This window comes from Paraburkholderia bengalensis (assembly GCF_037126505.1).
In the GTDB taxonomy this organism is placed as follows: Bacteria; Pseudomonadota; Gammaproteobacteria; order Burkholderiales; family Burkholderiaceae; genus Paraburkholderia; species Paraburkholderia bengalensis.
The window spans coordinates 40,302-63,598 of the sequence record NZ_JACFYJ010000047.1 but is presented as its reverse complement, the minus strand read 5'-3'; the positions used below and the strand labels follow the sequence as shown (position 1 = coordinate 63,598).

Here is a 23,297-nt window from a genome sequence, read left to right as displayed (position 1 = left end):
CGGCATTCGCTACGAACTTCGCGGCATGGACAATCTGCCGAACGGTCCCGCCGTGCTACTGTCGAAGCATCAGTCCGCGTGGGAGACGCTTGCGTTTCCCGCGCTGATGCCGCGCCCGTTGTGCTATGTGTTCAAGCGCGAACTGCTGTACGTGCCGTTCTTCGGCTGGGCGCTCGGCCTGCTGAAGATGATTCACATCGACCGCAAGGAAGGCAAGAACGCGTTTGCGTCGGTGACGCGGCAAGGCGCGCGGCGCATGTCCGAAGGCGCGTGGGTCATCATGTTTCCGGAAGGCACGCGCACGCCGACGGGCAAACAGGGCAAGTACAAGACGGGCGGCGCGCGCTTCGCGGTCGCGACGGGCGCCGTTGTCGTCCCCATCGCGCACAATGCAGGACGTGTGTGGCCACGCAACTCGTTCATGAAATATCCGGGTATAGTCACAGTGTCGATCGGCAAGCCAATCGACACCACCGGGCTCACGCCCGACGAAGTGAACACGCGCGTCGAAACGTGGATCGAAGCCGAGATGCGTCGCATCGATCCAGCCGCTTATGGCGTCGAGCAGGCCACGCCCGCCGCCGCCCGTATCTGACGCGCCACGTTGTCACGCGCAACTTTGCGCGTTGCGGCGTATCAGCGCGAAGTGAGTCCGATGCAGAAGTCTTCCAAGCCGCAGCCTGCTGCGGCGCTCGATAGCCGGCAACTCGATCTGCCGCTCTTCGACGAGCCGGGCAAGTCCGGCGCGCCGCCGCAGCCCAAGCCCGCGGCTCCTCTTGCTCCCGATGGTTCCAAACTGCGCAGCGTCACGCTCGGCGCGCGCACGCTGTATTACGCGCTCAGACGCTCGTCGCGTCGCTCGATCGGGTTCGCCATCGACAGCACGGGCCTGACGATCACCGCCCCGCGCTGGGTGACGCTCGCCGATATCGAAACCGCGATCGCCGAAAAGCAGCGCTGGATTTTCACGAAACTCACCGAATGGCAAACGCGCACGGAGCAGCGCGTGATGCCGCGCGTCGACTGGAAAGATGGCGCCGAGCTGCCTTATCTCGGACAAACCGTGCGCGTGACGCTCGCGGCCGCCAATGGGCTGCTGACGTACGACGCCGCGCAGAACATGCTCGCGCTGCCGCTGCCCGCACATGCCGATCCGCAGCAGATCAAGGATCGCGTGCAAGGCTGGCTGCAAAGCGAAGCGAAGCGGATTTTCGGCGAGCGTCTCGCCGTGTATGCGCAGAGGCTCGGGGTGACGTATCGCGCGTATGCGCTGTCGTCGGCGGCGACGCGCTGGGGCAGTTGTTCGAGCGATGGAAAAATCCGCCTGAACTGGCGGCTGATCCACTTCCCGCTGTCGATCATCGACTATGTGGTCGCGCATGAACTCGCGCATCTGCGCGAGATGAACCATAGTCCGCGTTTCTGGCAGACGGTCGAGTCGATATTTCCTGAATTTCGCGAGGCGCGACAGACGCTCAAGCATCATCCGCCCGAGTTGCTGCCGACGCTCTAAAGCGGCTTCGCGATGCAAAAAGCGCCGGACCTTTCGTCCGGCGCTTTCGTTTTTACATCACGACTTCTTCTGGATGAACTCGATCTTGTAGCCGTCCGGATCGGTGACGAACGCGATCACCGTCGAGCCGTGCTTCATCGGGCCGGCTTCGCGCACCACCGTGCCGCCCTGCTCCTTGATCTTCGCGCACGCCGCATAAGCGTCATCGACTTCGACCGCGAGGTGGCCGAACGCATTGCCCATGTCGTACGACTCGGTGTCCCAGTTGTGGGTCAGCTCAATCACCGTGCCGTCTTTCTCGTCTTCGTAACCGACGAACGCCAGCGTGAACTTTCCTTCCGGATAGTCATTGCGGCGCAGCACTTTCATGCCGAGCAGCTCTGTGTAGAACTTGATCGAGCGGTCGAGATTGCCGACTCGAAGCATGGTGTGGAGAAGGCGCATCGTGTACTCCCTTGTTGCTTGATGATAGCGAGGACGTAAATGTACCGAAAAAGCCGCGCGAGCGCTGAGCGTGCGCGTGGCGGCGTGCCGTTCGTGCAGCCGCCGTGTGCTCAGAACCGATGCCGCAGCCCCGTCATCAGGCCGATCTGCGAACCCTTTTGCGCGAGGCCGACACCGTTGACACCCTGCAATTGTGCGCCGATCAGATCGCCGCGATACAGCGAATAGTCGCCTTCGACATAGACGTCGGTGCGCTTTGACAGGCTGTAATCCGCGACGAGCTGATACTGCCACGCCGAACCGTCCTGCGCAGGCGTCTTGCCGTCCTGCAAGGTCCGCCACACATTCGCGGCGAAATGCCAGAAGGGGCCTATCTGTTGCGTGATGCCGCCCAGTATCATGCGCCGCCGTGAAAAATCCGTGTACTTGAGGGCCGCGAGCACCGGCGCCGTGAACGGTCCGTTCGCAAAGTTCGAGAAGCCCGGATCGTTCTGATTGACGATATAGCCAAGCGCGAAACGCGTCTTTTGCCACGTGTACGACGCGCCGAACGTCCATGCCTTCGCCGCGCTGCCGTTAACGGAATCGCGCGACTCCTCGTACGCGCCGCCCGCATTGATGGGTCCGCCGCCTGGCGCATAGGCCACGGCGACGCCGTACTGCGAGCCATACGACGTATGTCCCGCGACGCCGCCGAACGCATATCCCACCGACAGCATCACGTCATGCGCATGCGCCTGATACTGCACCTGATTGCTGGTCCAGATGCCGCCCGACATCGTCACCTCGGGCTGGAAGCTGAAGTCGTATGGAATCCACGGGTTGCTGCCGTAGCCGCCAATCGTGATGCCTTCGATCAGCACGTTCGGCATCCGTCCGAAAATCAGCTTGCCATACGACGACGATTGCACGCCGATCTGCGCTTCGTTGAAAAACGGCAGCGTCGGGTCGCTCTGCCCGCTGTTGATGTAGATCCGGTTTTCCAGCTTGAAGAAGGTAGACCAGCCGCCGCCCAGATTTTCGACACCGCGCAATCCCCAGCGGCTTTCGGACATGCCGCCGTTGCCGAGGCCCACGCTCGAATCGCCGTTCTTGTTCACATGCGTCATATAGCGAATGCTTTCGTCGGCGATGCCGTACAACGTGACGCTCGATTGCGCGTGCACTGTCGCGTTCGCCAACGTGTGCGCAAGCGCCGCATACGCGCAGACCTTAAGCCCGTTGCTCACCTTCGTCATACCGTCTCCCTGATCAATCCTGCATCGATGCGCGCGGCGGCCCGCACGAAAGATCGGCAAGCGCGAGGCAAGCGTAAGATTAATCTGTATGAAGGAAGGAAAAGATAAAAAGAAAGCCCGCGTGTTGCGGGCTGTCTACAACGATTCATGCGAACGCAACGGTACACGTTGCGATTTTCTGGTCGTTTATCTCACTCGCGCGATGCGGCTGTGACAGCCTGAGCGACGGCGACATATTCGCTGACGGGCACATCTTCGGCGCGTCGTTGCAGATCGAAGCCGAGCCCGTCGAAATCGACGCTATCGCGAAACGACGACAACGTATTTCGCAGCATCTTCCGGCGCTGCGAGAACGCGGCCGTCACGACTTCACCGAGCGTCGCTTCATTGACGGCGGGCAGTTCGTGGGGCGCGTACGGAATCATCCGCACGATGGCGGAATCGACTTTCGGCGGTGGCTGGAACGATTCCGGCGGCACGTCGAGCAGCTTGTCGATCACGTAGCGGTACTGCAACATCACCGACAGTCGGCTGAACGCCTTGCTGCCGGGCTCTGCGACCATCCGCTCGACCACTTCGTTCTGCAGCATGAAATGCTGATCGATCACACGATCGGCGAAGCTCGCGAGGTGAAACAGCAGCGGGCTCGAAATGTTGTACGGCAGATTGCCGACGATGCGCAGCGTCGGCTTGTCGCCGTGCGCCGCCAGCGAGCCGAAGTCGAAGGCGAGCGCGTCGCCTTCGTGCAGTTCGAGCAGATCGCCAAACTTCTTCTTCAGACGGCCGATCAGATCGCGGTCCAGTTCGACGGCGTGAAGCGGCGCCTCGGGCGTCGCGAGCCGCCCTATCAGCGGCTCCGTGAGCGCGCCGAGTCCCGGCCCGATTTCGACCATGCGCTCGCCGCGTTGCGGACGGATCACGTCGACAATCGAATCGATAATGCCCAGGTCGACCAGAAAATTCTGTCCGAAGCGCTTGCGCGCGAAGTGGCCCTGGTGCTGTCTGCTTGAACTGTTGGACATCGAAAAAAGCTACAAAAAGATCAGGTGGCGCGGCGGTTGCGCGCCATCGAAACGGCCGTGTCGATCGCGGCGATCAGGCTGCCCGCGTCGGCGCGGCCCGTGCCGGCGAGATCGAGCGCCGTGCCGTGATCGACGGACGTGCGGATGATCGGCAAGCCCAACGTCACGTTGATGCCTTCGCCGAACGTGGCGTACTTCAGAACGGGCAAGCCCTGATCGTGGAACATGGCCAGCACGCAATCGGCTTCGTTCAGGTATCGCGGCTGAAACAGCGTGTCGGCGGGATACGGGCCGCGCGCGTCGATGCCCTGCCCGTTGACGAGCGCGAGAGCAGGCGAGATCACATCGATTTCCTCGCGGCCCAGATAGCCGTTTTCGCCCGCATGCGGGTTCAGGCCGGTGACGAGAATGCGCGGCGCGGGCAGCCCGAAATGATGGCGCAGGTCGTGATCGATGATGCGCAGCGTGTCGACCAGACCGTCGACCGTCAATGCCGCCGACACATCCTTCAGCGGCAGATGCGTGGTCGCGAGCGCGACGCGCAACGGCCTTGCGCCCGTGCCGGCCAGCATCATGACGACGCGCGGCGTATGCGTGCGCTCCGCCAGATATTCGGTGTGGCCGGTGAACGGAACGCCGGCATCGTTGATCGTGCTCTTTTGCAGCGGCGCCGTGACGACGGCGTCGAACGTGCCGGCGAGCGCGCCGTCGATGGCGGCATCGAGCAGGCCGAGCACGTAGGGACCGTTCTTCGCGTCGAGCTTGCCGGCTTGCGCGGGCGCCGCGAGAGCGTGATGCTGCGTGGCGATGTGGCGGCCCTGCTGCGCCGCCCAGTCAATGCCGACGGCCTGCGCGCGGGCGGCCATCAGATCGCTGTCGCCGAGCACCGTGAAATGCGCATCGGGCCAGTGCGCGCCCGCTGCCGCGAGCGCCTGCGCCGTCAGTTCAGGACCGACGCCAGCCGGCTCGCCCGTGGTGATCGCGACGTTCAGCGGTGCGTTCGAGGGCTGGGCAGCGGTCATGAAGATTCCAGAAGTTATTGCGTGGAGGCGTCCGGCGAGGTGCCTGTGAGCGGGCCGACCTTGTAGTCGACATACGCGGTGTCGCGCAGTTCACGCAACCAGTCGGCATACGCCTGTTCCGCCTTGCGCTGGCCGATCGCCTGGCGCGCCAGGTCCATCTGCTGCGACACCGAGCCTTCGGCTTCGCGCCGGCCGAGCACCTGGATCAAATGGTAGCCGTATTCGCTTCGCACCGGCTGGCTGATCTGGTTGTCCTGCAGCGCGTTCATCGCGCGCTCGAATTCAGGCACCGTTTCGCCCGGGCTGATCCAGCCGAGATCGCCGCCCTGCGACGCCGAGCCGTCCTGCGAATAGGTGCGCGCGAACTTGTCGAAGTCGCCTTGGCCCGTTTCGATGTCGCGGCGGATTTCCAGCAGCTTCTGACGCGCCTGCGGCTCCGACATGCCGTCGCCGACGCGCAGCAGGATGTGGCGCACGTGCGTCTGCACGAGCTTCGTCGAGTCGGCGGAAGCCGCACCCTGGCCCGAGCGGCGGTCGACGAGACGCACGATTTCAAAGCCGTCGCTGGTGCGGATCACGCTCGGATTGACCTGCCCCGGACGCAGCGTCGAGGCGGCCGTCACGAACTCGGCGGGAAGCTTCGTCGGGCTCTGGAAGCCCATGTCGCCGCCCTTCGATGCATCTGGCGCCTGCGAGTTCGCCTTCGCGAGTTTCTCGAAATTGCCGCCGTTCATCGCTTCCTGCAGCAGCGAATTCGCCTTCGCCTGCGCTGCCTCGATGTCCGTCTGCGACGCGTTGAGCGGCGCCTTCAGGAAGATGTGCTCGATACGCAGATCGCTCGTGAGGCCGGCCGTCGGTCCGCGCTGGCTGGCGATGTAGTTCGCGACTTCCGCGTCCGACACTGTGACCTTGCTGTCCACTTCCTTCTCGCGCAGACGCGACAGGATCAGCTCCGTCTTCGCGTCGCCCGTGAAAGTCGACCAGGGCACGCCTTGCGCCTCGATGCGCGCGCGGTACATGTCGAGCGGCATGTTGTTGGCTTGCGCGAGACGCTCAAGCGTGCGCTGCACGGTCGCGTCGTCGACGCTGATGCCGTCCTCGCGCGCCTTTTGCAGCTGGATGCGCTCCAGCACCATCTGGTTGAGCACCTGCTGGCGCAGCTGGTCTTCCGGCGGGATCGGCGCGTGCTGCTGATTCAGCCGCTTTGTGATCAGGTTGACGCGCATATCCAGCTCGCGCTGCGTGATGACGCCGTTATTGACGACAGCCGCGATCGTATCGACCGTTTGGGCACTGGTGTTACCGTTCAGCGCCTGCGCGTGCACGGGCGCCGCCAACAGAATGGAAGCGGCCGCAGCGAGGCCGGTCGCGAACGTTGCCAGGCGAAGCTTTTTCATGATTGCCACAGATACTCCAATAATGTCGGGCACGCTCGGCCCGTCTTATCTGTTGCGAACGACGTGGTAGCGACCGGTCATTCGTAATTGTTGAACTGCGATTCGGGCGGCGGCGGCGGCGGAAGCGGCGTGTAGCCCGCCACACTGGCGCGGAACGCCGACATCAGTCCGTTGTCGACGCTCGACAGTCCCTTGAAAGTCAGCTGCGCGAGCACGCGCGTGCCGGAGGTCTGGCTGCCCGTCGTGTTCACCCCGTTGGCATAGCGCTGGAAGCCGACGCCGAGCGTCCAGCAATCCGCGTCGTACTGCAAGCCGAGCAGGGCGTCGACGGCGCGATGGCCCTTCAGGTCGTAGTTGATGCGCCCAACGCCGTAGACGCGATGCATCAGCGGCCATTGCCCGGAGATCAGCAACTGGTTGATCGGCTGGTCGTCGAGTGTCGTGTTGGCGCGCGTGTAGCGGTAGCCGACGTTGATGACCTTGCCCGCTTCCGGGCTGTAGCCGAAGCCGACGCTGGTTTTGACCAGCTGGTTGTTGTCCGCATTATATTGGAACGCTGTTTCCGACGCGAAACCGGCCCCGAGCTTCAACGACGCGCCCAGAATCAGGTCCGAGTGCGTAGCCTGTTCCGACGACTGCGGCGTCTGGTCCAGCGTGACGCGCTGGTCGCGGAAATAGTACTGCTGCGCGATCACGAAGCGCGCGCGCTCGTCGCCCGTCGACGGGTTCAGGAAGCGTGTGGTGAGCGCGGCCGTCAGACGGTTCGCATCGGCGATGCGGTCGTTACCGACGAACGTGTTCGGCGTGAAGATTTCGGCAAGACCGAAGTCCGATTCGGCCGTATCGAACAGCGGCGCGAAGCTCTGGTTGTGATACGGCGTGTAGACGTAGTACAGACGCGGCTCCAGCGTCTGGATATAGTCCTGGCCGAACACGCGCACGGAGCGGTCGAAGATCAGTCCCGTATCGAACGAGAAGGTCGGAATCGACTCGGTGAAATTCTTCGGCTGGTTCGCCGGCGCGCCCGTGCCGATGTTGCTCAGGTCGTACGACGCGAAGTGCCACTGCACCTTCGGCGTGACGAAGTAGCCCGGCCCGACCACCGAATACGCGATGTACGGATTGAAGACGACGCGATCGCCTTCCGTCGAATCGCCCGTCGTGATGCGAAAGCGCGAGTAGTCGGCTTCCGCGCCGAAGTCGAAGCCGCCCACGTTGTACTTCGCGTACTTCACGTTCAACTGCGGCTCGCGTCCGTACGGCGCGGTGGACGGCGACAGCGTCTGCCAATGCTGCTCGCGCGCGAGCACGGACCACGGACCGTTGTTGTACGTGAGACCGGCTTCCTGCTGGTAGAGCAGTTGCGTCCCGTTCAGGAACTGGTTCGTCGACGACGACAGGTCTTCCGGATAGGTGTTGTCCGAGACCTTGTTGTAGTAGATATACCCGCCGAAACCCGAGCCGAAGTTCTGGCTATGCTGGATGTACAGCGCATAGCGGTTCGTATGCGTGATCTTGTCGTCGGGCAGGAATTCGCCCGTGATCGAGCCGCTGTACGTGGGCGACAGATAACGGAAGTTGCCTTGCCACTGCACGCCGCGCTTGGACAGAATGCGCGGCGTCACGGTCAGATCGCGATTGGGCGCGATGTTGAAATAGTACGGCAGCGACAGCTCGAAACCGTTGGTCGAACTGAGCGACGCGGTAGGCGGCAACAGGCCGCTGCGCCGCGCGCCCGACAGCGGAAACGACAGCCACGGGCTCGCGAACACGGGCACGCCCTGGAAGAACAGCACGCCGTTGTGCGCGACGCCGTCGTCGGCGCCCGTGTCGAAATCGAACTCGCTGCCCTTGATGTACCACGCGGGGTCTTCCGCGCACTGGCACGCCGTGTACGTGCCGCTCGTGAACACGGAGCGCTCGTTGTCGAGTATGTCGACACGCGACGCGCTGCCCGAGCCGCCCGTCGCGTTGAAGTGATACTTCGGCGCGCTCATGTAGCCTTCGCTCGACTCGACCTTCAGATGCGCTTCGGGCCCCGTGAACACACTGCCGTTGCCCGACAGATGGACATTGCCGTACGCATCGGCCATGTCCGTATCCTGATCGTAATGGAGCGCGTCGGCCTTGAGCGCCGAGTAGCCGCGACGGACTTCGGCGGAGCCTTTGGCGGCCATGTCCTGGTCGGCCGTGCCCGTGGTGGAGTCGCCGAGCACGAAGGTGGCGGGACTCTGGCCGTTGGGCGCCGAATGTTCTTCGAGTTGCGGGGCGAGCCGCAGGCCCCATGGCGCGTCGATGGGCTGCGCCTGCGCCGCCTCCCCCGCCAGCTGCGCATGCGAAAGCGCGGGCAGCAGACCCGGCACGGCGACCAGCGCCGCGGCGAGCCGCCTTCGGCGCGGCAGGCCGTCAGACGAGGGAGTGGTCGGGAAAAGCTTTTTAGGCGGCATGTATCGGTTGGCTGTCGGCCCTGCTGTCAGTTCATCCGCCCGTTTATCAGTCACGAGTTGCCGCCTGTGCAATCGGGCATCGAATGCACAACTTTTGACGATTCATGCAGCGGTAAGGCGGGCGATTCAGCGAGATGCGCGAGAACTGACGCGAGTCGCGTCAAAAAAGTCGTGGGGTATTATATGGCAAGACGTTGCCCACCCCGATTTTGTCACCCGCAATTCATGACGCTTTCCCCCGCTTCTTCCCTTACAGCCGCTTCATCGACGGCGGACGCCCGCCTCGATCTGCTCAGCGCCTGGCTGCGCACTCACGCGAACCGCTATGGCCTCGATCTGGCCACGCTCCAGCCCGCTTCCGCCGATGCGAGTTTCCGCCGCTATTTCCGTCTCGCGGGCCGTTCCGCGGCGCCTGGCGCGGGCGGCGCGGATAACGCCGCGACGCTCATCGCCGTCGACGCCCCGCCGCCCGAAAAATGCCGCGAGTTCGTGCAGGTGGCGGGCTTGCTGGCCGACGCGGGCGTGCACGTGCCGCGCGTGCTCGAAGTCGATCTGAACGCGGGCTTCATGCTCGTCACCGATCTCGGCACGCAGTCGTATCTGTCGGCACTGAAGGACGGCAGCGCCGCCGACGCGAAGCGGCTGATGCGCGACGCCCTCGACGCGCTGATCCGCTGGCAGCTCGCGTCGCGCGAAGACGTGCTCCCGCCCTTCGACGAAGCCTTCCTGCGTCGCGAAATGGAACTGATGCCCGAATGGTTCATTGGCCGGCATCTGGGACGCGAGGTCGACGAGACGACGCGCGGCGTGCTGGACCGCACGTTTGCGCTGCTGATCGCGAGTGCGCGCGCGCAGCCGCAGGTGTTCATGCTGCGCGATTTCATGCCGCGCAATCTGATGATCGAGAGCCCGAATCCGGGCGTGCTCGACTTTCAGGACGCCGTCTACGGCCCGATCACGTACGACGTGGCATCGCTGTTGCGCGACGCGTTCATCAGCTGGGACGAAGAGTTCGAGCTGGACTGCTTCGCGTACTACTGGGAACGCGCGAAAAAGGCGGGCCTGCCCGTCGATGCCGATTTCGGCGAGTACTATCGCCAGCTCGAATGGATGGGCCTGCAGCGGCACATCAAGGTGCTCGGCCTGTTCTGCCGGATCAACTATCGCGACAGCAAGCCGCATTACATGGCGGACCTGCCGCGATTCTTCGGCTATGCGCGCAAGGTCGCCGAACGCTACCGCCCGCTCGCGCCGTTCGCGAAACTGCTCGATGACCTCGAAGGCCGTGCCGTCGATGTCGGCTACACGTTCTGACGGGTGACGAACTTGAACAAAGCGATGATTTTCGCCGCGGGCCGCGGTGACCGGATGCGCCCGCTGACGGACACGTGTCCGAAGCCGCTGTTGAAGGTGGCGGGCAAGGCGCTGATCGAATGGCAGATCGAGCGGCTCGCGCACGCGGGCTTCGCGACCATCGTCATCAATCACGCGTGGCTTGGCGCGCGGATCGAAGAGGCGCTCGGCGATGGTTCGCGCTATGGCGTCGAACTGCGTTATTCGGCCGAGCACGAAGCGCTGGAAACGGCAGGCGGCATTGCGCACGCGCTGCCGCTGCTCGAAGACGCGGGCAGGCCGGAGGTGTTCGCGGCCGTCGCGGGCGACGTGTACGCGGATTTCGACTATTCGGCGCTGCGCGCGCCTGCCGCGCGCCTCGCTCAAGCCGATCAGCCGGGAATGCATCTCGTGATGGTGCCCAATCCGCCGTTTCATCCGAACGGCGATTTCGTGCTCTCGGGCGACGGCCTGCTCGCGCTCGACGGCGCGCCGCGTCATACGTTCGGCAGCATCGGGCTGTATGACACGCGGATGTTTCGCGATCTCGCGCCGGGCACGCGGCGGGCGCTCACGCCTTACTATCGCGAGGCGATTGCGGCCAAACGCGCGACGGGCGAGCTGTACGAAGGCCTTTGGGAAAATGTCGGGACGCCCGCGCAGCTCGAGGCGCTCGACCGGTTGCTGACGGCGAGGCGCGCTTAAATCAAGCGCTTAGGCCATGCGCCTGGCCGCGCGCTCAGGTCCATTAACGCACGGCGCCGTCGCCGTGCTCTTCGACGGCGGCTTCCTCGGCATGCGCGGCACGCTCCTGCTGCAACGCCCACATCTGCGCGAACAAGCCGCCCGCCTGAATCAGTTCGGCAAACGTGCCGCGCTCGACGATGCGCCCCTTGTCCATCACGATGATCTGCTGTGCATGCACGACCGTTGACAGCCGATGGGCGATGATCAACGTCGTCCGTTCGCGCGCAATCTGATCGAGTTCATGCTGGATCGCCCGCTCGGAACGCGAGTCGAGCGCCGACGTCGCTTCGTCGAATAGCAGAATGGGCGGATTCTTCAGCACCGTCCGCGCGATCGCGACTCGCTGCTTTTCCCCGCCCGACAGCTTCAGCCCGCGCTCGCCGACGGGCGTGTCGTAACCCATCGGCAGGCTTTCGATGAACTCGTGAATGTGCGCCGCACGCGCCGCCGCGATCACTTCGTCGCGCGTGGCCGACGGACGGCCATAGGCGATGTTGTAGTAGATCGTGTCGTTGAAGAGCACGGTGTCCTGCGGCACGATGCCGATCGACGCGCGCAGCGAATCTTGCGTGACGTCGCGAATATCCTGCCCGTCGATGCGGATCGCGCCGCCCGTCGCGCGCTCGAGATCGTAGAAGCGGAACAGCAGCCGCGCGAGCGTCGACTTGCCCGAACCGCTATGACCGACGACGGCCGTCGTCGTCCCTGCGGCAATCGTGAAGCTGACGTCATGCAGAATCGGCCGCGAGGCTTCGTACGCGAAGTTCACATGCTCGAAGCCGACCTGCGCGCCGTGCACCGCGAGCGGCTTCGCATCGGGCGAATCGGGCACTTCGCGCGGCGCGCCGAGCAGCGTGAACATGCGATCCATATCCGTGAGACTCTGCTTTAGTTCGCGATACACGACGCCCAGAAAATTCAGCGGAATATAAAGCTGAAGCATGAAGGTGTTGATCAGCACCAGATCGCCGAGCGTCAGGCGCCCCGCCATCACGCCCTGCGTCGCGCGCCACAGAATGAACACGAGCCCCGTGCCGATGATCGCCTGCTGCCCGAAGTTCAGCGCCGACAGCGAGTTCTGCGACTTGATCGCCGCCGCGCGATAACGCTTCAGGTTGTCGTCGTAGCGCGTGGCTTCCCACTCTTCGTTGTTGAAGTACTTGACCGTCTCGTAGTTCAGCAGCGAGTCGATCGCGCGCGAGTTTGCCTTCGAGTCGAGTTCGTTCATCGTGCGGCGAAAATGCGTGCGCCATTCCGTCACTTTCACGGTGAACGTGATGTACGCAGCCAGCGCGACGAACGTGACGATTGCGTAATACGCCTCGTACTTCACGACGAAAAAGCCGAGCACGAGTCCGACTTCGACGAGCGTCGGCAGGATGCTGTACAGCGAGTACGAAATGAGTTGCGTGATGCCGCGCGTGCCGCGTTCGATATCGCGCGACATGCCGCCCGTCTGCCGCTCCAGATGAAAACGCAGCGACAGCGAATGCAGATGGCGGAACACCTTCAGCGCGAGCTGGCGCACCGCGCTTTCCGTTACCTTCGCAAAGAGTATTTCGCGCAGCTCGGTGAAGAGCGACGTAGACAGCCGCACAGCGGCATACGCGACCACCAGCAGCCCCACGCCGCCGAGCAGCACGATGGCGGGTGCCTGCTCCGCGCGGCCGAGCGCCGTCAGATGCTGGACGGACGCGAGGCTGTCGACGATCCGTTTCATCACGATGGGCACGCCCAAATTGGCGATCTTCGCGCCGATCAGGCAACTGAGCGCGAACACGACGCGCCACTTGTAGGTCGCGAGATAAGGCAGCAGTGAAACGATCGTCTGCCAGTCGTTGCGCGGCTGGTTCGAGATCGGCGACAGTTCGGTCGAAGCGGAAGGGCGGCGCATGATTGTAGGGTGGGAAAACCTGCACGCTTGACGCGTGACTCGTACGGATTGTGACGGGTGGCAGCCAGAATGAGAACGGCTTCAGACGTTCTCAAGCCGCACCGAACGCGGCGCGCCGGCAATAAGTGCGAGCGTGCGCTTTCCCGTACAATTCCTGATCTGCCAAATATTGTCGCAGAAGCCGGCTGGCGCTGCTTTCGCCGCGCTGACTGTCGGAGTCTTTCCGGTCGTGCCGCTTTCTTGAGAGCCGCGATGGTCGGCTCAACTGATTCTCATGGATGCCCCGATGACCCAGACTCTCCACCTCCCACAAAAGCCTTGCGCGCTGCGAGTCGTCCCGCAACCTTCCGATGCGAACATGCACGGCGACGTGTTCGGCGGCTGGATCATGGCGCAGGTCGATATCGCCGGCTCGATTCCGGCGAGTCGCCGCGCGAACGGCCGCGTCGCGACGATCGCGGTCAATTCGTTCGTGTTCAAGCAGCCGGTGTTCGTCGGCGATCTGCTGAGCTTTTATGCCGATATAGTGAAAACGGGCAACACGTCGGTGACGGTCGCCGTCGAGGTCTACGCGCAGCGCATGAGCCTCGCGGAAGAAACGGTGAAGGTGACGGAGGCGACCCTCACCTATGTCGCGACGGACAGCGATCGCCGCCCGCGCGCGTTGCCGGAACTCGAATGAACGTATCGTGAATGACGACGCGCTGGCACGGGGCGCGTCGTCGTCAGCATCTCAGGCGTCGGCCGCCACTGCGTTCTCCGCCGCGTTTTCCACATTCCGCTGCAGCATGCCGGGAATCGCATCGTGCGGCATCGGCTTCGCGAAGAAGTAACCCTGCATCTCGTCGCACGCACGCTCCTTCAGGAAGTCCAGCTGCGTCGACGTCTCCACGCCTTCCGCGATCACCTGCAGATTCAACGAGTGCGCGAGCGCGATGATCGCCGACGTGATCGTCTCGTCGTCCGACGATTCGCCGATATCCGACACGAACGACCTGTCGATCTTCAGCCGGTCCACCGGGAAGCGCTTCAGGTAACTGAGGCTCGAATAGCCTGTGCCGAAGTCGTCGATGGCCAGACCGATGCCGAGCGCGTGCAGCTCGTTGAGCATCGACACGGCCTCTTCCGCGTTGCGCATGATAGTGCTCTCGGTCAGTTCGAGTTCGAGGTATTGCGGATCGAGCCCCGTCTCTTCGAGCACCTGCATCACGAGCTTGGCGATGTCGCGCTGCTGGAACTGCCGCGCCGACAGGTTCACCGATACGCGCGCAGGCGGCAGCCCTTCGTCCTGCCACGCCTTGTTCTGGCGGCACGCTTCGCGCAGCACCCATTCCGACAACGGCCCGATCAGCCCGCTTTCCTCGGCGACGGGAATGAACTGCGACGGCGGAATCAGCCCGACTTCGGGGTCGCGCCAGCGCACGAGCGCTTCCATGCCGACCACCTGGCCCGTTTCGATATCGACCTGCGGCTGGTAGTGCAGCAGGAACTCGTTGTCGCGCAGCGCGCGGCGCAGGCGCCGCTCCAGGTTCAGGCGCGCGCCCGCCGATACGTTCATCTCCGGCTGATAGAACTGGAACGTGTTGCGGCCCATGTCCTTCGCGCGATACATCGCGAGATCGGCCTTCTTCATCAGCGTTTCGGCATCGTCGCCGTCCTGCGGAAAGAGGCTCGCGCCCATGCTGCAGCCCACGTACAACTCGGTGCCGTCAAGCCACACGGGTTCCGAAATCGACGCGCGCACGCGCTCCATCCACGCGATCAGCGACTGCTCGTCGACGGTATCCGTCATCACGATCACGAACTCGTCGCCGCCGTGACGCGCCACCGTATCGCTCGCGCGCGCACAACGCGACAGCCGGTCCGCGACCACCGACAGCAGCCGGTCGCCGACGCTGTGCCCGAGGCTGTCGTTGACGTTCTTGAAGCCGTCGAGATCGATGAACACGACGGCGACGCCCTTGTGATTGCGCTGCGAAATCATCAGCGCGTGCTGCAGCCGGTCGCGCAGCAGATTGCGGTTGGGCAGGCGCGTGAGGCTGTCGTAGTTCGCCTGATATTCGAGCTGTTCCTGATAGCGGATCAGCGCCGTCACGTCGTTGATGACGGCGATGTGATGCGTGGTCTGACCGTCGGCGTCGGGCACGGGCGCGATATACAGCTGGTTCCAGAACAGCGCGCCGTCCTTGCGATAGTTGCGCAGCACCGCGCTCACTTCGCGGTTCGCGGCGAGCGCCTGACGGATCGCCGCGATGCCTTCCTGATCGCGGTCGTCGCGCTGCAACAGGCGGCAGTCCTGGCCGATCACTTCCTGCGGATCGTAGCCCGTGATGCGCTTGAACGCCGGATTCACGTACTCGATCAGATTGCCGTCCTTCGACGGCCCCGTAATCAGGATCGCGTTGACGCTCGCGTCGAGCGCGCGGCTTTGCAGACGCAGCGCGAGATCGGCGCGCTTGCGCTCGGTGATGTCAGTGTACGAGCCGAGCACGCCGATCACGCGGCCGTCGCCGTCGGTGAACGGCAGCTTGCTCGTCACCGTCGTGCGATGGACGCCGTCGATCACCATATCCACTTCGAAGTTCATCTTCGGCACACCCGAGTGCATCACCTCGCGATCGTGCCGATGCAGTTCTTCGGCGAACGCGCGCCACGGCATGTCCTCGTCGCGTTTGCCGATCACCTGCTCCGGGTAAGCCAGGCCCGCATCGCGCGCGAAGGCCATGTTGCAGCCGAGATAACGCAGCTCCTTGTCCTTCCAGAAAATGCGCTGCGGGATATTGTCGATCACCGTTTCGAGCATCTGGTTCGAACGCTGCGCTTCGGCTTCGGCGTTGATCTGCTCGGTGACGTCGTCGGCGAGCACGAAGAGCGCCGGACGGCCCATGAACGTCATCGCGTGATAGGAGATGTCGGCGCTGATCTGCGTGCCGTCCTTGCGCTTGTGATGCCAGATGCCCGCCATCGTGCGCGGACCGCCCGGCGTCGCGTCGCTGCGGAGCAGGTGCGTTTCGAGACGCCCGACTTCAGCGTGCGGACGAATCGCACGCACCGTCATCGCCAGAAACTCGCTCTCGGAGTAGCCGTATTGCTGGATCGCGGCCGCGTTGACGGCCATGAAGCGCAGCGTTTCGCGGTCGAAGATGTACATCGGCACGGGATGCTGCTCGAACAGCCCGCGAAAGCGCTCGTCGTTACGATGCAGCGCCCGCGCGATGCGCAGCTTCTCGCGCGCAACGTTTTCGCGCGCGCCGAACGTGTAAATCAGCAGCGCGCTGCCCGTGAGCATCGTCACGATCAGGAACAGCATCGCGTACTGCGAATCGCGCGTCGACCGTTCGAGCATGGCCTTCAGCGCGAGGTCTTCCTGTTCGCGCAGCTTTTCGGTGCGCGCTTCGAGCCGGTCGACTTCCATGCCCAGACGCGTGTAGGTCTGGGCTGCCCAGACGCGCGAGCCGTCCTGCTCGGGCGCCGTGGTTCTCGCGAGCGCCGTGGCGATGTCCTGCTGGAGCCGGTCGCCGTCGGACGTGATCTGCGCCAGCGAGGCGCCGATCTGCGGCTGGCTGCGAGCTGCTCGCGCAGCGCCTTTTCGAGCTTCGCCAGTTGCGCGGCCATGCGCGGCGCGGCATCCGCGCGCGCCGGCTCTCCCGCCGACTCGTAGCGCCCGAGCACGGCGAGGCCGTCCTCGAGTGTCGCGCGCCAGGCTTCGAGATTCTGGCGAATGGCTGTCGAGCGGACGGTGCGCGCGTCGGCGTCGCGCTGTCCGCAAATCTGCGTCCAGGCGACGAAGGCGTTCGCGCCGACAGCCGCGACGACCACAGCCAGATTGATCAGCAGGCGCTTCGATAGAAAAGAAATCATAGGTTCCGAACGACGTTCGATCCTGCGGGCGGTATGCCGCTCATGGCGGCACCCACGGGCAACACGGACGAATGAGGCCAGGCCGCGCGCAGCGCTTTACGCGCTAACCTGTGGATAACGGCAGCGTTCGGAAGAGATTGAGGGCAAACGCGAAAAATCTTGCGCCGGATTTAGCCGGCGAGACCGAATTCCTTCATTGCCGGCACGAAATCGTGGTTGCTTTCCCGCTTGCGCGCCAGTTTGGCGAGCACGTATCGCTGAAACGGGTTGAGCCGCGCCCACTGCTCAGCGCCCGGCGGGCTGAGGTTCGCGAGCTGCGCCTGGTGCAGGACGGTTTCCGGCACGGCTGCAACGTCCCGCCATGCCGGGTTATCCTCGGGTGTGAACCATTCGGGCTCGACGTTCGCGTGGGTCCGCATCATCTCGAAGAGGGCATGATCGAAGTTCGGCTCGATCGCCGTGTCGTCTTCGACGGGGAAGCGTGCCAGCAAGGCGCGGTCTTCGTGCGGCAGCATTTGCCATTGCGCGAGCGAAATCCGCAGACCGAAGCGATCGAGATTGAATCGGACGACCATCGGTATAAATTTCAGATTCTCCGACGATTCGATCTCGAAGTTGAACAGCAGGGGCGCATCATTGAGTCCCATAACAGATTCCTCTTATTTGGCGGCCAACGCGCAATGCCGGTCTGAGGTATTTTAGAACCTTATTCGCGCCGCGACGGACGTGCTGCCGGCGCGAAGGATGCACAGGAGTCAGCAGGTGAACGAACTGGAAACGGGCGAACAGCCGGGCATCGTCGAGCAGGCGGTGCAGCGGCACCGCGGCGGCAAGGTCGAAAGCGTCGCCGATCATGTGGGCCAGGAATGGCCCGTCGCGCTCGTCTTCAACGGCATTTCGCACGCGGTGATGATGTGCACGCCGCGCGAGCTGGAAGAGTTTGCGGTCGGCTTCGCGATTTCGGAAGGGATTGTCGAACGCGGCGCGCACATTCAGGACATCGAGGTCGAATTTCGCGACGGCGAATTGCCGCACGCGCAAGTGCAGTTGACCGTCGTGCAGCAGGCGTTCGTCGCGCTGAAGGAAAAGCGCCGCGCGCTGTCGGGGCGCACGGGCTGCGGCGTGTGCGGAATCGAAAGCATCGATCTGCTCGACCTCGCGCCCGAGCGCGTCGAGGACACGGGCTTTCTGCAGCGGCTCGCGCCGGACGCCATTGCGCGCGCGGCGAAGGAACTGCCCGCGCACCAGGCGCTGACGAAGATGACGGGCGGCCTGCACGCGGCCGCGTGGTGCGACGCGACGGGCGCGATCCGCTACGCGTTCGAGGACGTGGGGCGCCACAACGCGCTCGACAAGCTGATCGGCCGCCTCGTGCTGGACCGTGTGGATACCAAAGAAGGCTTCGTGTTCCTGTCGAGCCGCGCAAGCTACGAATTGGTGCGCAAGGCCGCGCGCGTCGACATTCCCATGGTCGCGACGATTTCCGCGCCCTCTTCGCTCGCGATCACGATTGCGCGCGAAGCGGGTGTGCGGCTCGTGAGCTTCTGCCGCGAATCGAGCTACGTCGATTACGGCACCGTCTGACTGAGGGCGCCGTCCGGGGCCGCCGCGGCGGGCTCGTCTGTCTCAGCTGAACTGACGGAAGTCCGGCTTGCGCTTCTCGAAGAATGCCTTGAACGCTTCCTTCGCTTCCGGCGCGAGCAGCATTTTGGCGAAATGCACGGCTTCGTCGGTCATCTGCGTCTGCAGTTCGTGCTGCGCGGCGCGCTTCATCAACTGCTTCGTCACGCGCAGCGAGGACGCCGGCAACGCGGCGAGCTTCTGCGCCTGCTGCAGCGCGAACGCGTCGACTTCGGCGGCGGGCAGCAGCCGGTTCACGAAGCCCATGCGCTGTGCTTCTTTTGCATCGAACGATTCGCCGAGCAGCAGCTTTTCCGCCGCCGTCTGATAGCCGGCCACGCGCGGCAGCAGCAGCGACGACGCCGCTTCCGGGCACAACCCCAACTGCGAGAACGGCAGCGAAAAGATGGCGTTATCGGCGGCGTAGACGAGGTCGCAGTGCAGCAGCAGCGTCGTGCCGATGCCGACGGCCACGCCTGCCACCGACGCCACCAGCGGCTTGTCCGCCGAACTGATCGCGCGCAGGAACTGAAACACGGGTGCGTTTTCGCCGACGGGCGGCTGCTTCATGAAGTCTTCGAGATCGTTGCCAGCGCTGAAGATGCCTGCGCTGCCGCGGATCAGGATGGCTCGCACCGAGGCGTCGTTTTGCGCGTCGACCAGCGCGTCGGCCATCGTCTGGTACATCGCGGCCGTGATCGCGTTCTTCCTGTCGGGGCGGTTGAAGGCGATGGTGAGCACGTCTTGCGTGCGGGTGATCTCGATGTCCATGGTGCGTCTCCTTTGTTTCGTCTTTGCCTGCGCGGTGCGCGATGTTGCCTTTTCGCTGGCATCCGCGAGGCCGTGCTTGCTGCGCTAGCGTTGCCCTTTTCGCTGGCATCCGCGTAGCGCCTTCGCGGCGCAGCCGTTGCCCCTGTGCGGGGCGGCCAGCGAAAAGGGCGAGCACACAACTCCAGCATGCGCAGCAAAACACCGCCAGCAAAAAAACGGCCTGCGCAGCAAACCCCACCTCGCGGATGCGAACAAAAGCAACCGCCGCAAAAAAGCTCAGCGGCCCGCAAGCAAAACCCCCAAACCAATCAACACCGCTCCAGAATCCCAGCGGCACCCATGCCCGTCCCCACACACATGGTCACCATCCCGTACTTCAGATTCCGGCGACGCAGGCCATGCACCACGGTAGCAGCGCGAATCGCGCCCGTCGCGCCGAGCGGGTGACCGAGCGCGATCGCGCCGCCCATCGGATTCACCTTCGATGCATCCAGCCCCAGATCATTGATCACAGCCAGCGATTGCGCCGCGAACGCCTCGTTGAGTTCGATCCAGTCGATGTCGTCCTGCTTCAGCCCCGCTGCCTTCAGCGCGGCCGGAATCGCTTCCTTCGGACCGATGCCCATGATCTCCGGCGGCACGCCGCGCACGGCGAAGCTCACGAAACGCGCCAGCGGCGTCAGGTTGAACTGCTTCAGGATCTTTTCCGACACCACGATCAACGCGCCCGCACCGTCCGACGTCTGCGAGCTGTTGCCCGCCGTCACCGAACCCTTGTTCGCGAACACGGTGCGCAGCTTCGCCAGACCTTCCATCGACGTATCGGCGCGCGGGCCTTCGTCCAGCCGCACTTCGCGCGTCTTGACCTTCACTTCGCCCGTCGCGAGATCAGGGAAACGCTCCGTGATCGTGTACGCGGCGATTTCGTCGTTGAATTCGCCCGCTTCCTGCGCAGCAATCGCCTTGCGGTGCGATTCGACCGAGAACAGGTCCTGCTGCTCGCGGCTCACCTTCCAGCGCTCCGCGACTTTCTCCGCCGTCAAACCCATACCGTAGGCGATGCCCACATCTTCATTGCGATCGAAGATGTGCGGCGACAGCGACGGCTTGTTGCCCATCATCGGCACCATGCTCATCGATTCGCAGCCGCCCGCGATCATCACGTCCGATTCGCCGACGCGAATGCGGTCCGCCGCCATCGCCAGCGCCGTCACGCCCGATGCGCAAAAGCGGTTCACCGTCACGCCGCCGACCGTGCTTGGCAAACCGGCGAGCAGCGCGCCCATGCGCGCGACGTTCAGACCCTGCTCCGCTTCGGGAATCGCGCAGCCGATGATCGCGTCTTCGATCAGCGACGTATCCAGCCCCGGCACCTGCGCGACAGCCGATTTGATCGCGTGCACCAGCAGTTCGTCCGGGCGCGTGTTCCTGAACATGCCGCGCGGCGCCTTGCCGATCGGCGTGCGGCTCGCGGCGACGATGTATGCGTCCTGCAATTGCTTGCTCATTTGAAGTCCTTTCTGATCAATCGTCAGTTGCGCACCGGCTTGCCCGTTTGCAGCATGCCCATGATCCGTTCCTGCGTTTTCTGCGTGCCGAGCAGTTCGACGAACGCGCGACGCTCCAGCGCCAGCAGCCATTCCTCATCGACGAGACTGCCCGCTTCGACATCGCCGCCGCACACCGCTTCTGCGATGCGGCTCGCGATCAGGTAATCGTGCTCGCTGATGAAGCGGCCATCGCGCATGTTGACGAGCGATGCCTTGATCGTCGAAATCGCCGAGCGTCCGGCGACGGGCACCTGAGTCACGCGCAGCGGCGGACGATAGCCCGCAGCCGCCAGCGCGCGGGCTTCCTTCTTCGCGGTGTCGAGCAGTTCGAATACGTTGAAGACGATCGTGTCCGACGGCTTCAGATAGCCCATCGCGCGGGCGTCGAGCGCCGAGGCCGAGACCTTCGCCATCGCGGCGTTTTCGAACGACTTCTGCAGGAACTTCAGCAGATCGTTGGTCGCGCCGACCTGCGCCGCGGCTTCGGCTGCGCGCAGTGCCGCTTCCTTCAGACCGCCGCCCGCCGGCACCAGCCCGACACCGACTTCAACCAGACCGATGTAGCTCTCGATATGCGCCACACGCTTCGCGCTATGCAGCAGCAGCTCGCACCCGCCGCCCAGCGCGATGCCGGACACGGCCGCGACCACAGGCACGTTCGCGTACTTCACGCGCAGCATGCCTTGCTGGAACTTCTTCACGAACGGCTCGATGCCCTTCGCGCCGCCCATCATGAACGCAGGCATCGCTTCTTCGAGATTCGCGCCCGCCGAGAACGGACCGCCCGGCGCGCCGAGCTTCAGCGAAGTGGGCTGCCAGATCACGACGGCCTTGTAGTCCTTCTCGGCCGTTTCGATGGCCTGCGTCAGACCGTCGATCACCGACGGCCCGATCGTGTTCATCTTGCTCTTGAACGACACGATCAGGACGTCGTTCTCGCCAGCACGATCGTCGACCCACGCACGCACGGCATCCGTTTCGAACACGGTCTTGCCGTAGGTCTTCGGATCGGCGCCCGTTTCGCCTGCGAGCGGCGCGCGGAACACCTGCTTGTCGTAGACGGACAGCGACGAGCGCGGCACGAAGCGCTTTTCCGCCGGCGACCACGAGCCTTCGTTCGTGTGCACGCCGCCCTTTTCGGCGACGGCGCCTTCGAGCACCCACGCGGGCAGCGGTGCATTCGACAGCGCCGTGCCCGCCGCGATGTCTTCCTGCACCCACTCGGCGATCTGCCGCCAGCCCGCCGTCTGCCAGCCTTCAAACGGACCTTCGTTCCAGCCGAAGCCCCAGCGGATTGCGAGATCGACATCGCGCGCGTTGTCGGCGATCGACTCCAGATGCACGCCGATGTAATGGAACACGTCGCGGAAAATCGCCCACAGGAATTGGGCCTGTGGATGCTGCGATTCGCGCAGCAGCTTCAGGCGCTCGGCAGGCGGGCGCTTCAGGATACGGCCAACCAGTTCGTCCGCCTTCCCGCCGCCGTCGACATAGCTGCCCGTCTTCGCGTCGAGCACCTTGATCGACTTGCCTTCCTTCTTGTAGAAGCCCGCGCCCGTCTTCTGGCCGAGCGCGCCCTGCTTCACCAGTTGGGCGAGCACGGCGGGCGTTTCGTAGACCGGGAAGAACGGATCGTCCGCGAGGTTGTCCTGCATCGTCTTGATGACGTGCGCCATCGTGTCGAGACCCACGACGTCCGCCGTGCGGAACGTCGCCGATTTCGCACGGCCGAGGCGGCTGCCCGTCAGATCATCGACTTCGTCGAAGCGCAGACCGAACTTCTCCGCTTCCTTGATGACGGCGAGGATCGAGAAAATGCCGACGCGGTTTGCGATGAAGTTCGGCGTATCCTTCGCGCGCACCACGCCCTTGCCGACCACGCTGGTCAGGAACGTCTCGAGCTGATCGAGGATTTCCGGGCGCGTCATTGCCGTCGGAATCAGTTCGACGAGGTGCATGTAGCGCGGCGGATTGAAGAAGTGCACGCCGCAGAAGCGCGCCTTCAGCTCGTCGGAAAAGCCCTTCGACAGTTCCGTGATCGACAGGCCCGACGTGTTCGTCGCGAAGATCGCGTTCGCGCCGATGTGCGGCGACACCTTCTTGTACAGGTCGTGCTTCCAGTCCATGCGCTCGGCGATCGCTTCGATCACCACGTCGCATTCGGCGAGCTTTTCGATGTCGTCGTCGTAGTTGGCGGGCTGAATGTATTGCGCGTCGTCCTTCACGCCGAACGGCGCGGGCGACAGCTTCTTGAGGTTTTCGATGGCCTTCAGAGCGATGGCGTTCTTCGGGCCTTCCCTGGCCGGCAGATCAAAAAGAAGCACAGGCACCTTGGCGTTGATCAGGTGCGCAGCGATCTGCGCGCCCATCACGCCGGCGCCGAGCACGGCGACCTTGCGAATGATCAGATTGCTCACGTCGTTCCTCCGGGGCGTTTTG

General features: G+C 64.0%; 17 protein-coding genes and 1 pseudogene. 6 read left to right on the top strand and 12 right to left on the bottom strand.

The window, feature by feature from the left end; all coding sequences use genetic code 11:
• The coding region (locus H3V53_RS24960) for a lysophospholipid acyltransferase family protein (protein WP_336600237.1) at window positions 1–595 on the top strand (595 nt) is incomplete at its 5' end.
• A 60-nt stretch (window positions 596–655) separates the two neighbouring features.
• Window positions 656–1,513 (top strand): M48 family metallopeptidase, encoded by an 858-nt coding sequence (locus tag H3V53_RS24955; RefSeq protein WP_336600236.1) that lies wholly within the window; start codon window positions 656–658, stop codon window positions 1,511–1,513.
• Between the two features lie 57 nt (window positions 1,514–1,570).
• Here the strand turns inward: H3V53_RS24955 and gloA are convergent, their stop codons facing one another.
• The 6 genes from gloA to H3V53_RS24925 form a co-directional block, all read right to left on the bottom strand.
• Window positions 1,571–1,957 (bottom strand): lactoylglutathione lyase, encoded by a 387-nt coding sequence (gene gloA / locus H3V53_RS24950; protein WP_054917256.1) that lies wholly within the window; start codon window positions 1,955–1,957, stop codon window positions 1,571–1,573.
• A 110-nt stretch (window positions 1,958–2,067) separates the two neighbouring features.
• A complete protein-coding gene (locus tag H3V53_RS24945) occupies window positions 2,068–3,195 on the bottom strand; it encodes a porin (protein WP_336600235.1) in 1,128 nt (375 codons plus the stop codon).
• A gap of 191 nt (window positions 3,196–3,386) precedes the next feature.
• On the bottom strand, window positions 3,387–4,217 hold the full coding sequence (gene rsmA / locus H3V53_RS24940; protein WP_336600234.1) for a 16S rRNA (adenine(1518)-N(6)/adenine(1519)-N(6))-dimethyltransferase RsmA: 831 nt from the start codon (window positions 4,215–4,217) through the stop codon (window positions 3,387–3,389).
• Window positions 4,218–4,237: 20 nt separating this feature from the next.
• Window positions 4,238–5,239: a 4-hydroxythreonine-4-phosphate dehydrogenase PdxA gene (gene pdxA / locus H3V53_RS24935; RefSeq protein ID WP_336600233.1), complete on the bottom strand. Its 1,002-nt coding sequence runs from the start codon at window positions 5,237–5,239 to the stop codon at window positions 4,238–4,240.
• A 14-nt stretch (window positions 5,240–5,253) separates the two neighbouring features.
• Entirely contained in the window at window positions 5,254–6,645 is a 1,392-nt protein-coding gene (locus tag H3V53_RS24930) for a peptidylprolyl isomerase (RefSeq protein WP_054917263.1), read from the bottom strand.
• A gap of 68 nt (window positions 6,646–6,713) precedes the next feature.
• The gene (locus tag H3V53_RS24925) at window positions 6,714–9,083 is read right to left on the bottom strand and encodes an LPS assembly protein LptD (protein WP_054917265.1); all 2,370 of its coding nucleotides are present in this window, start codon (window positions 9,081–9,083) and stop codon (window positions 6,714–6,716) included.
• A gap of 225 nt (window positions 9,084–9,308) precedes the next feature.
• Here H3V53_RS24925 and H3V53_RS24920 point away from each other — a divergent pair, with 225 nt between their 5' ends.
• Together H3V53_RS24920 and murU are read left to right on the top strand one after the other, a co-directional pair.
• Entirely contained in the window at window positions 9,309–10,397 is a 1,089-nt protein-coding gene (locus tag H3V53_RS24920; RefSeq protein WP_336600232.1) for an aminoglycoside phosphotransferase family protein, read from the top strand.
• Between the two features lie 24 nt (window positions 10,398–10,421).
• Window positions 10,422–11,120 (top strand): N-acetylmuramate alpha-1-phosphate uridylyltransferase MurU, encoded by a 699-nt coding sequence (murU, locus tag H3V53_RS24915; protein WP_336600240.1) that lies wholly within the window; start codon window positions 10,422–10,424, stop codon window positions 11,118–11,120.
• Between the two features lie 43 nt (window positions 11,121–11,163).
• Here murU and H3V53_RS24910 read toward each other — a convergent pair whose 3' ends face one another.
• A complete protein-coding gene (locus H3V53_RS24910; protein ID WP_336600231.1) occupies window positions 11,164–13,056 on the bottom strand; it encodes an ABCB family ABC transporter ATP-binding protein/permease in 1,893 nt (630 codons plus the stop codon).
• Window positions 13,057–13,342: 286 nt separating this feature from the next.
• On the opposite strand from H3V53_RS24910, the gene H3V53_RS24905 reads away from it, so the two are divergent.
• The gene (locus H3V53_RS24905; protein ID WP_054917269.1) at window positions 13,343–13,738 is read left to right on the top strand and encodes a hotdog domain-containing protein; all 396 of its coding nucleotides are present in this window, start codon (window positions 13,343–13,345) and stop codon (window positions 13,736–13,738) included.
• Between the two features lie 51 nt (window positions 13,739–13,789).
• On the opposite strand, the pseudogene H3V53_RS24900 reads toward H3V53_RS24905, so the two are convergent.
• Both H3V53_RS24900 and H3V53_RS24895 read right to left on the bottom strand, forming a co-directional pair.
• A pseudogene (locus H3V53_RS24900) lies at window positions 13,790–16,917 on the bottom strand (sensor domain-containing protein).
• Window positions 16,918–17,087: 170 nt separating this feature from the next.
• The gene (locus H3V53_RS24895) at window positions 17,088–17,564 is read right to left on the bottom strand and encodes a nitrate reductase associated protein (protein WP_336600230.1); all 477 of its coding nucleotides are present in this window, start codon (window positions 17,562–17,564) and stop codon (window positions 17,088–17,090) included.
• Between the two features lie 115 nt (window positions 17,565–17,679).
• On the opposite strand from H3V53_RS24895, the gene fdhD reads away from it, so the two are divergent.
• Window positions 17,680–18,501, top strand: a complete 822-nt coding sequence (gene fdhD / locus H3V53_RS24890) for a formate dehydrogenase accessory sulfurtransferase FdhD (RefSeq protein ID WP_054917315.1) — start codon at window positions 17,680–17,682, stop codon at window positions 18,499–18,501.
• A gap of 42 nt (window positions 18,502–18,543) precedes the next feature.
• Here the strand turns inward: fdhD and H3V53_RS24885 are convergent, their stop codons facing one another.
• From H3V53_RS24885 to H3V53_RS24875, 3 genes are all read right to left on the bottom strand, one after another.
• On the bottom strand, window positions 18,544–19,308 hold the full coding sequence (locus H3V53_RS24885) for an enoyl-CoA hydratase (protein ID WP_336600229.1): 765 nt from the start codon (window positions 19,306–19,308) through the stop codon (window positions 18,544–18,546).
• Window positions 19,309–19,616: 308 nt separating this feature from the next.
• Window positions 19,617–20,816, bottom strand: a complete 1,200-nt coding sequence (locus tag H3V53_RS24880; protein WP_336600228.1) for an acetyl-CoA C-acyltransferase — start codon at window positions 20,814–20,816, stop codon at window positions 19,617–19,619.
• A gap of 23 nt (window positions 20,817–20,839) precedes the next feature.
• Complete coding sequence (locus H3V53_RS24875) at window positions 20,840–23,275, bottom strand: 3-hydroxyacyl-CoA dehydrogenase/enoyl-CoA hydratase family protein (protein WP_336600227.1); 2,436 nt, start codon at window positions 23,273–23,275, stop codon at window positions 20,840–20,842.
• Window positions 23,276–23,297: the final 22 nt, after the last annotated feature.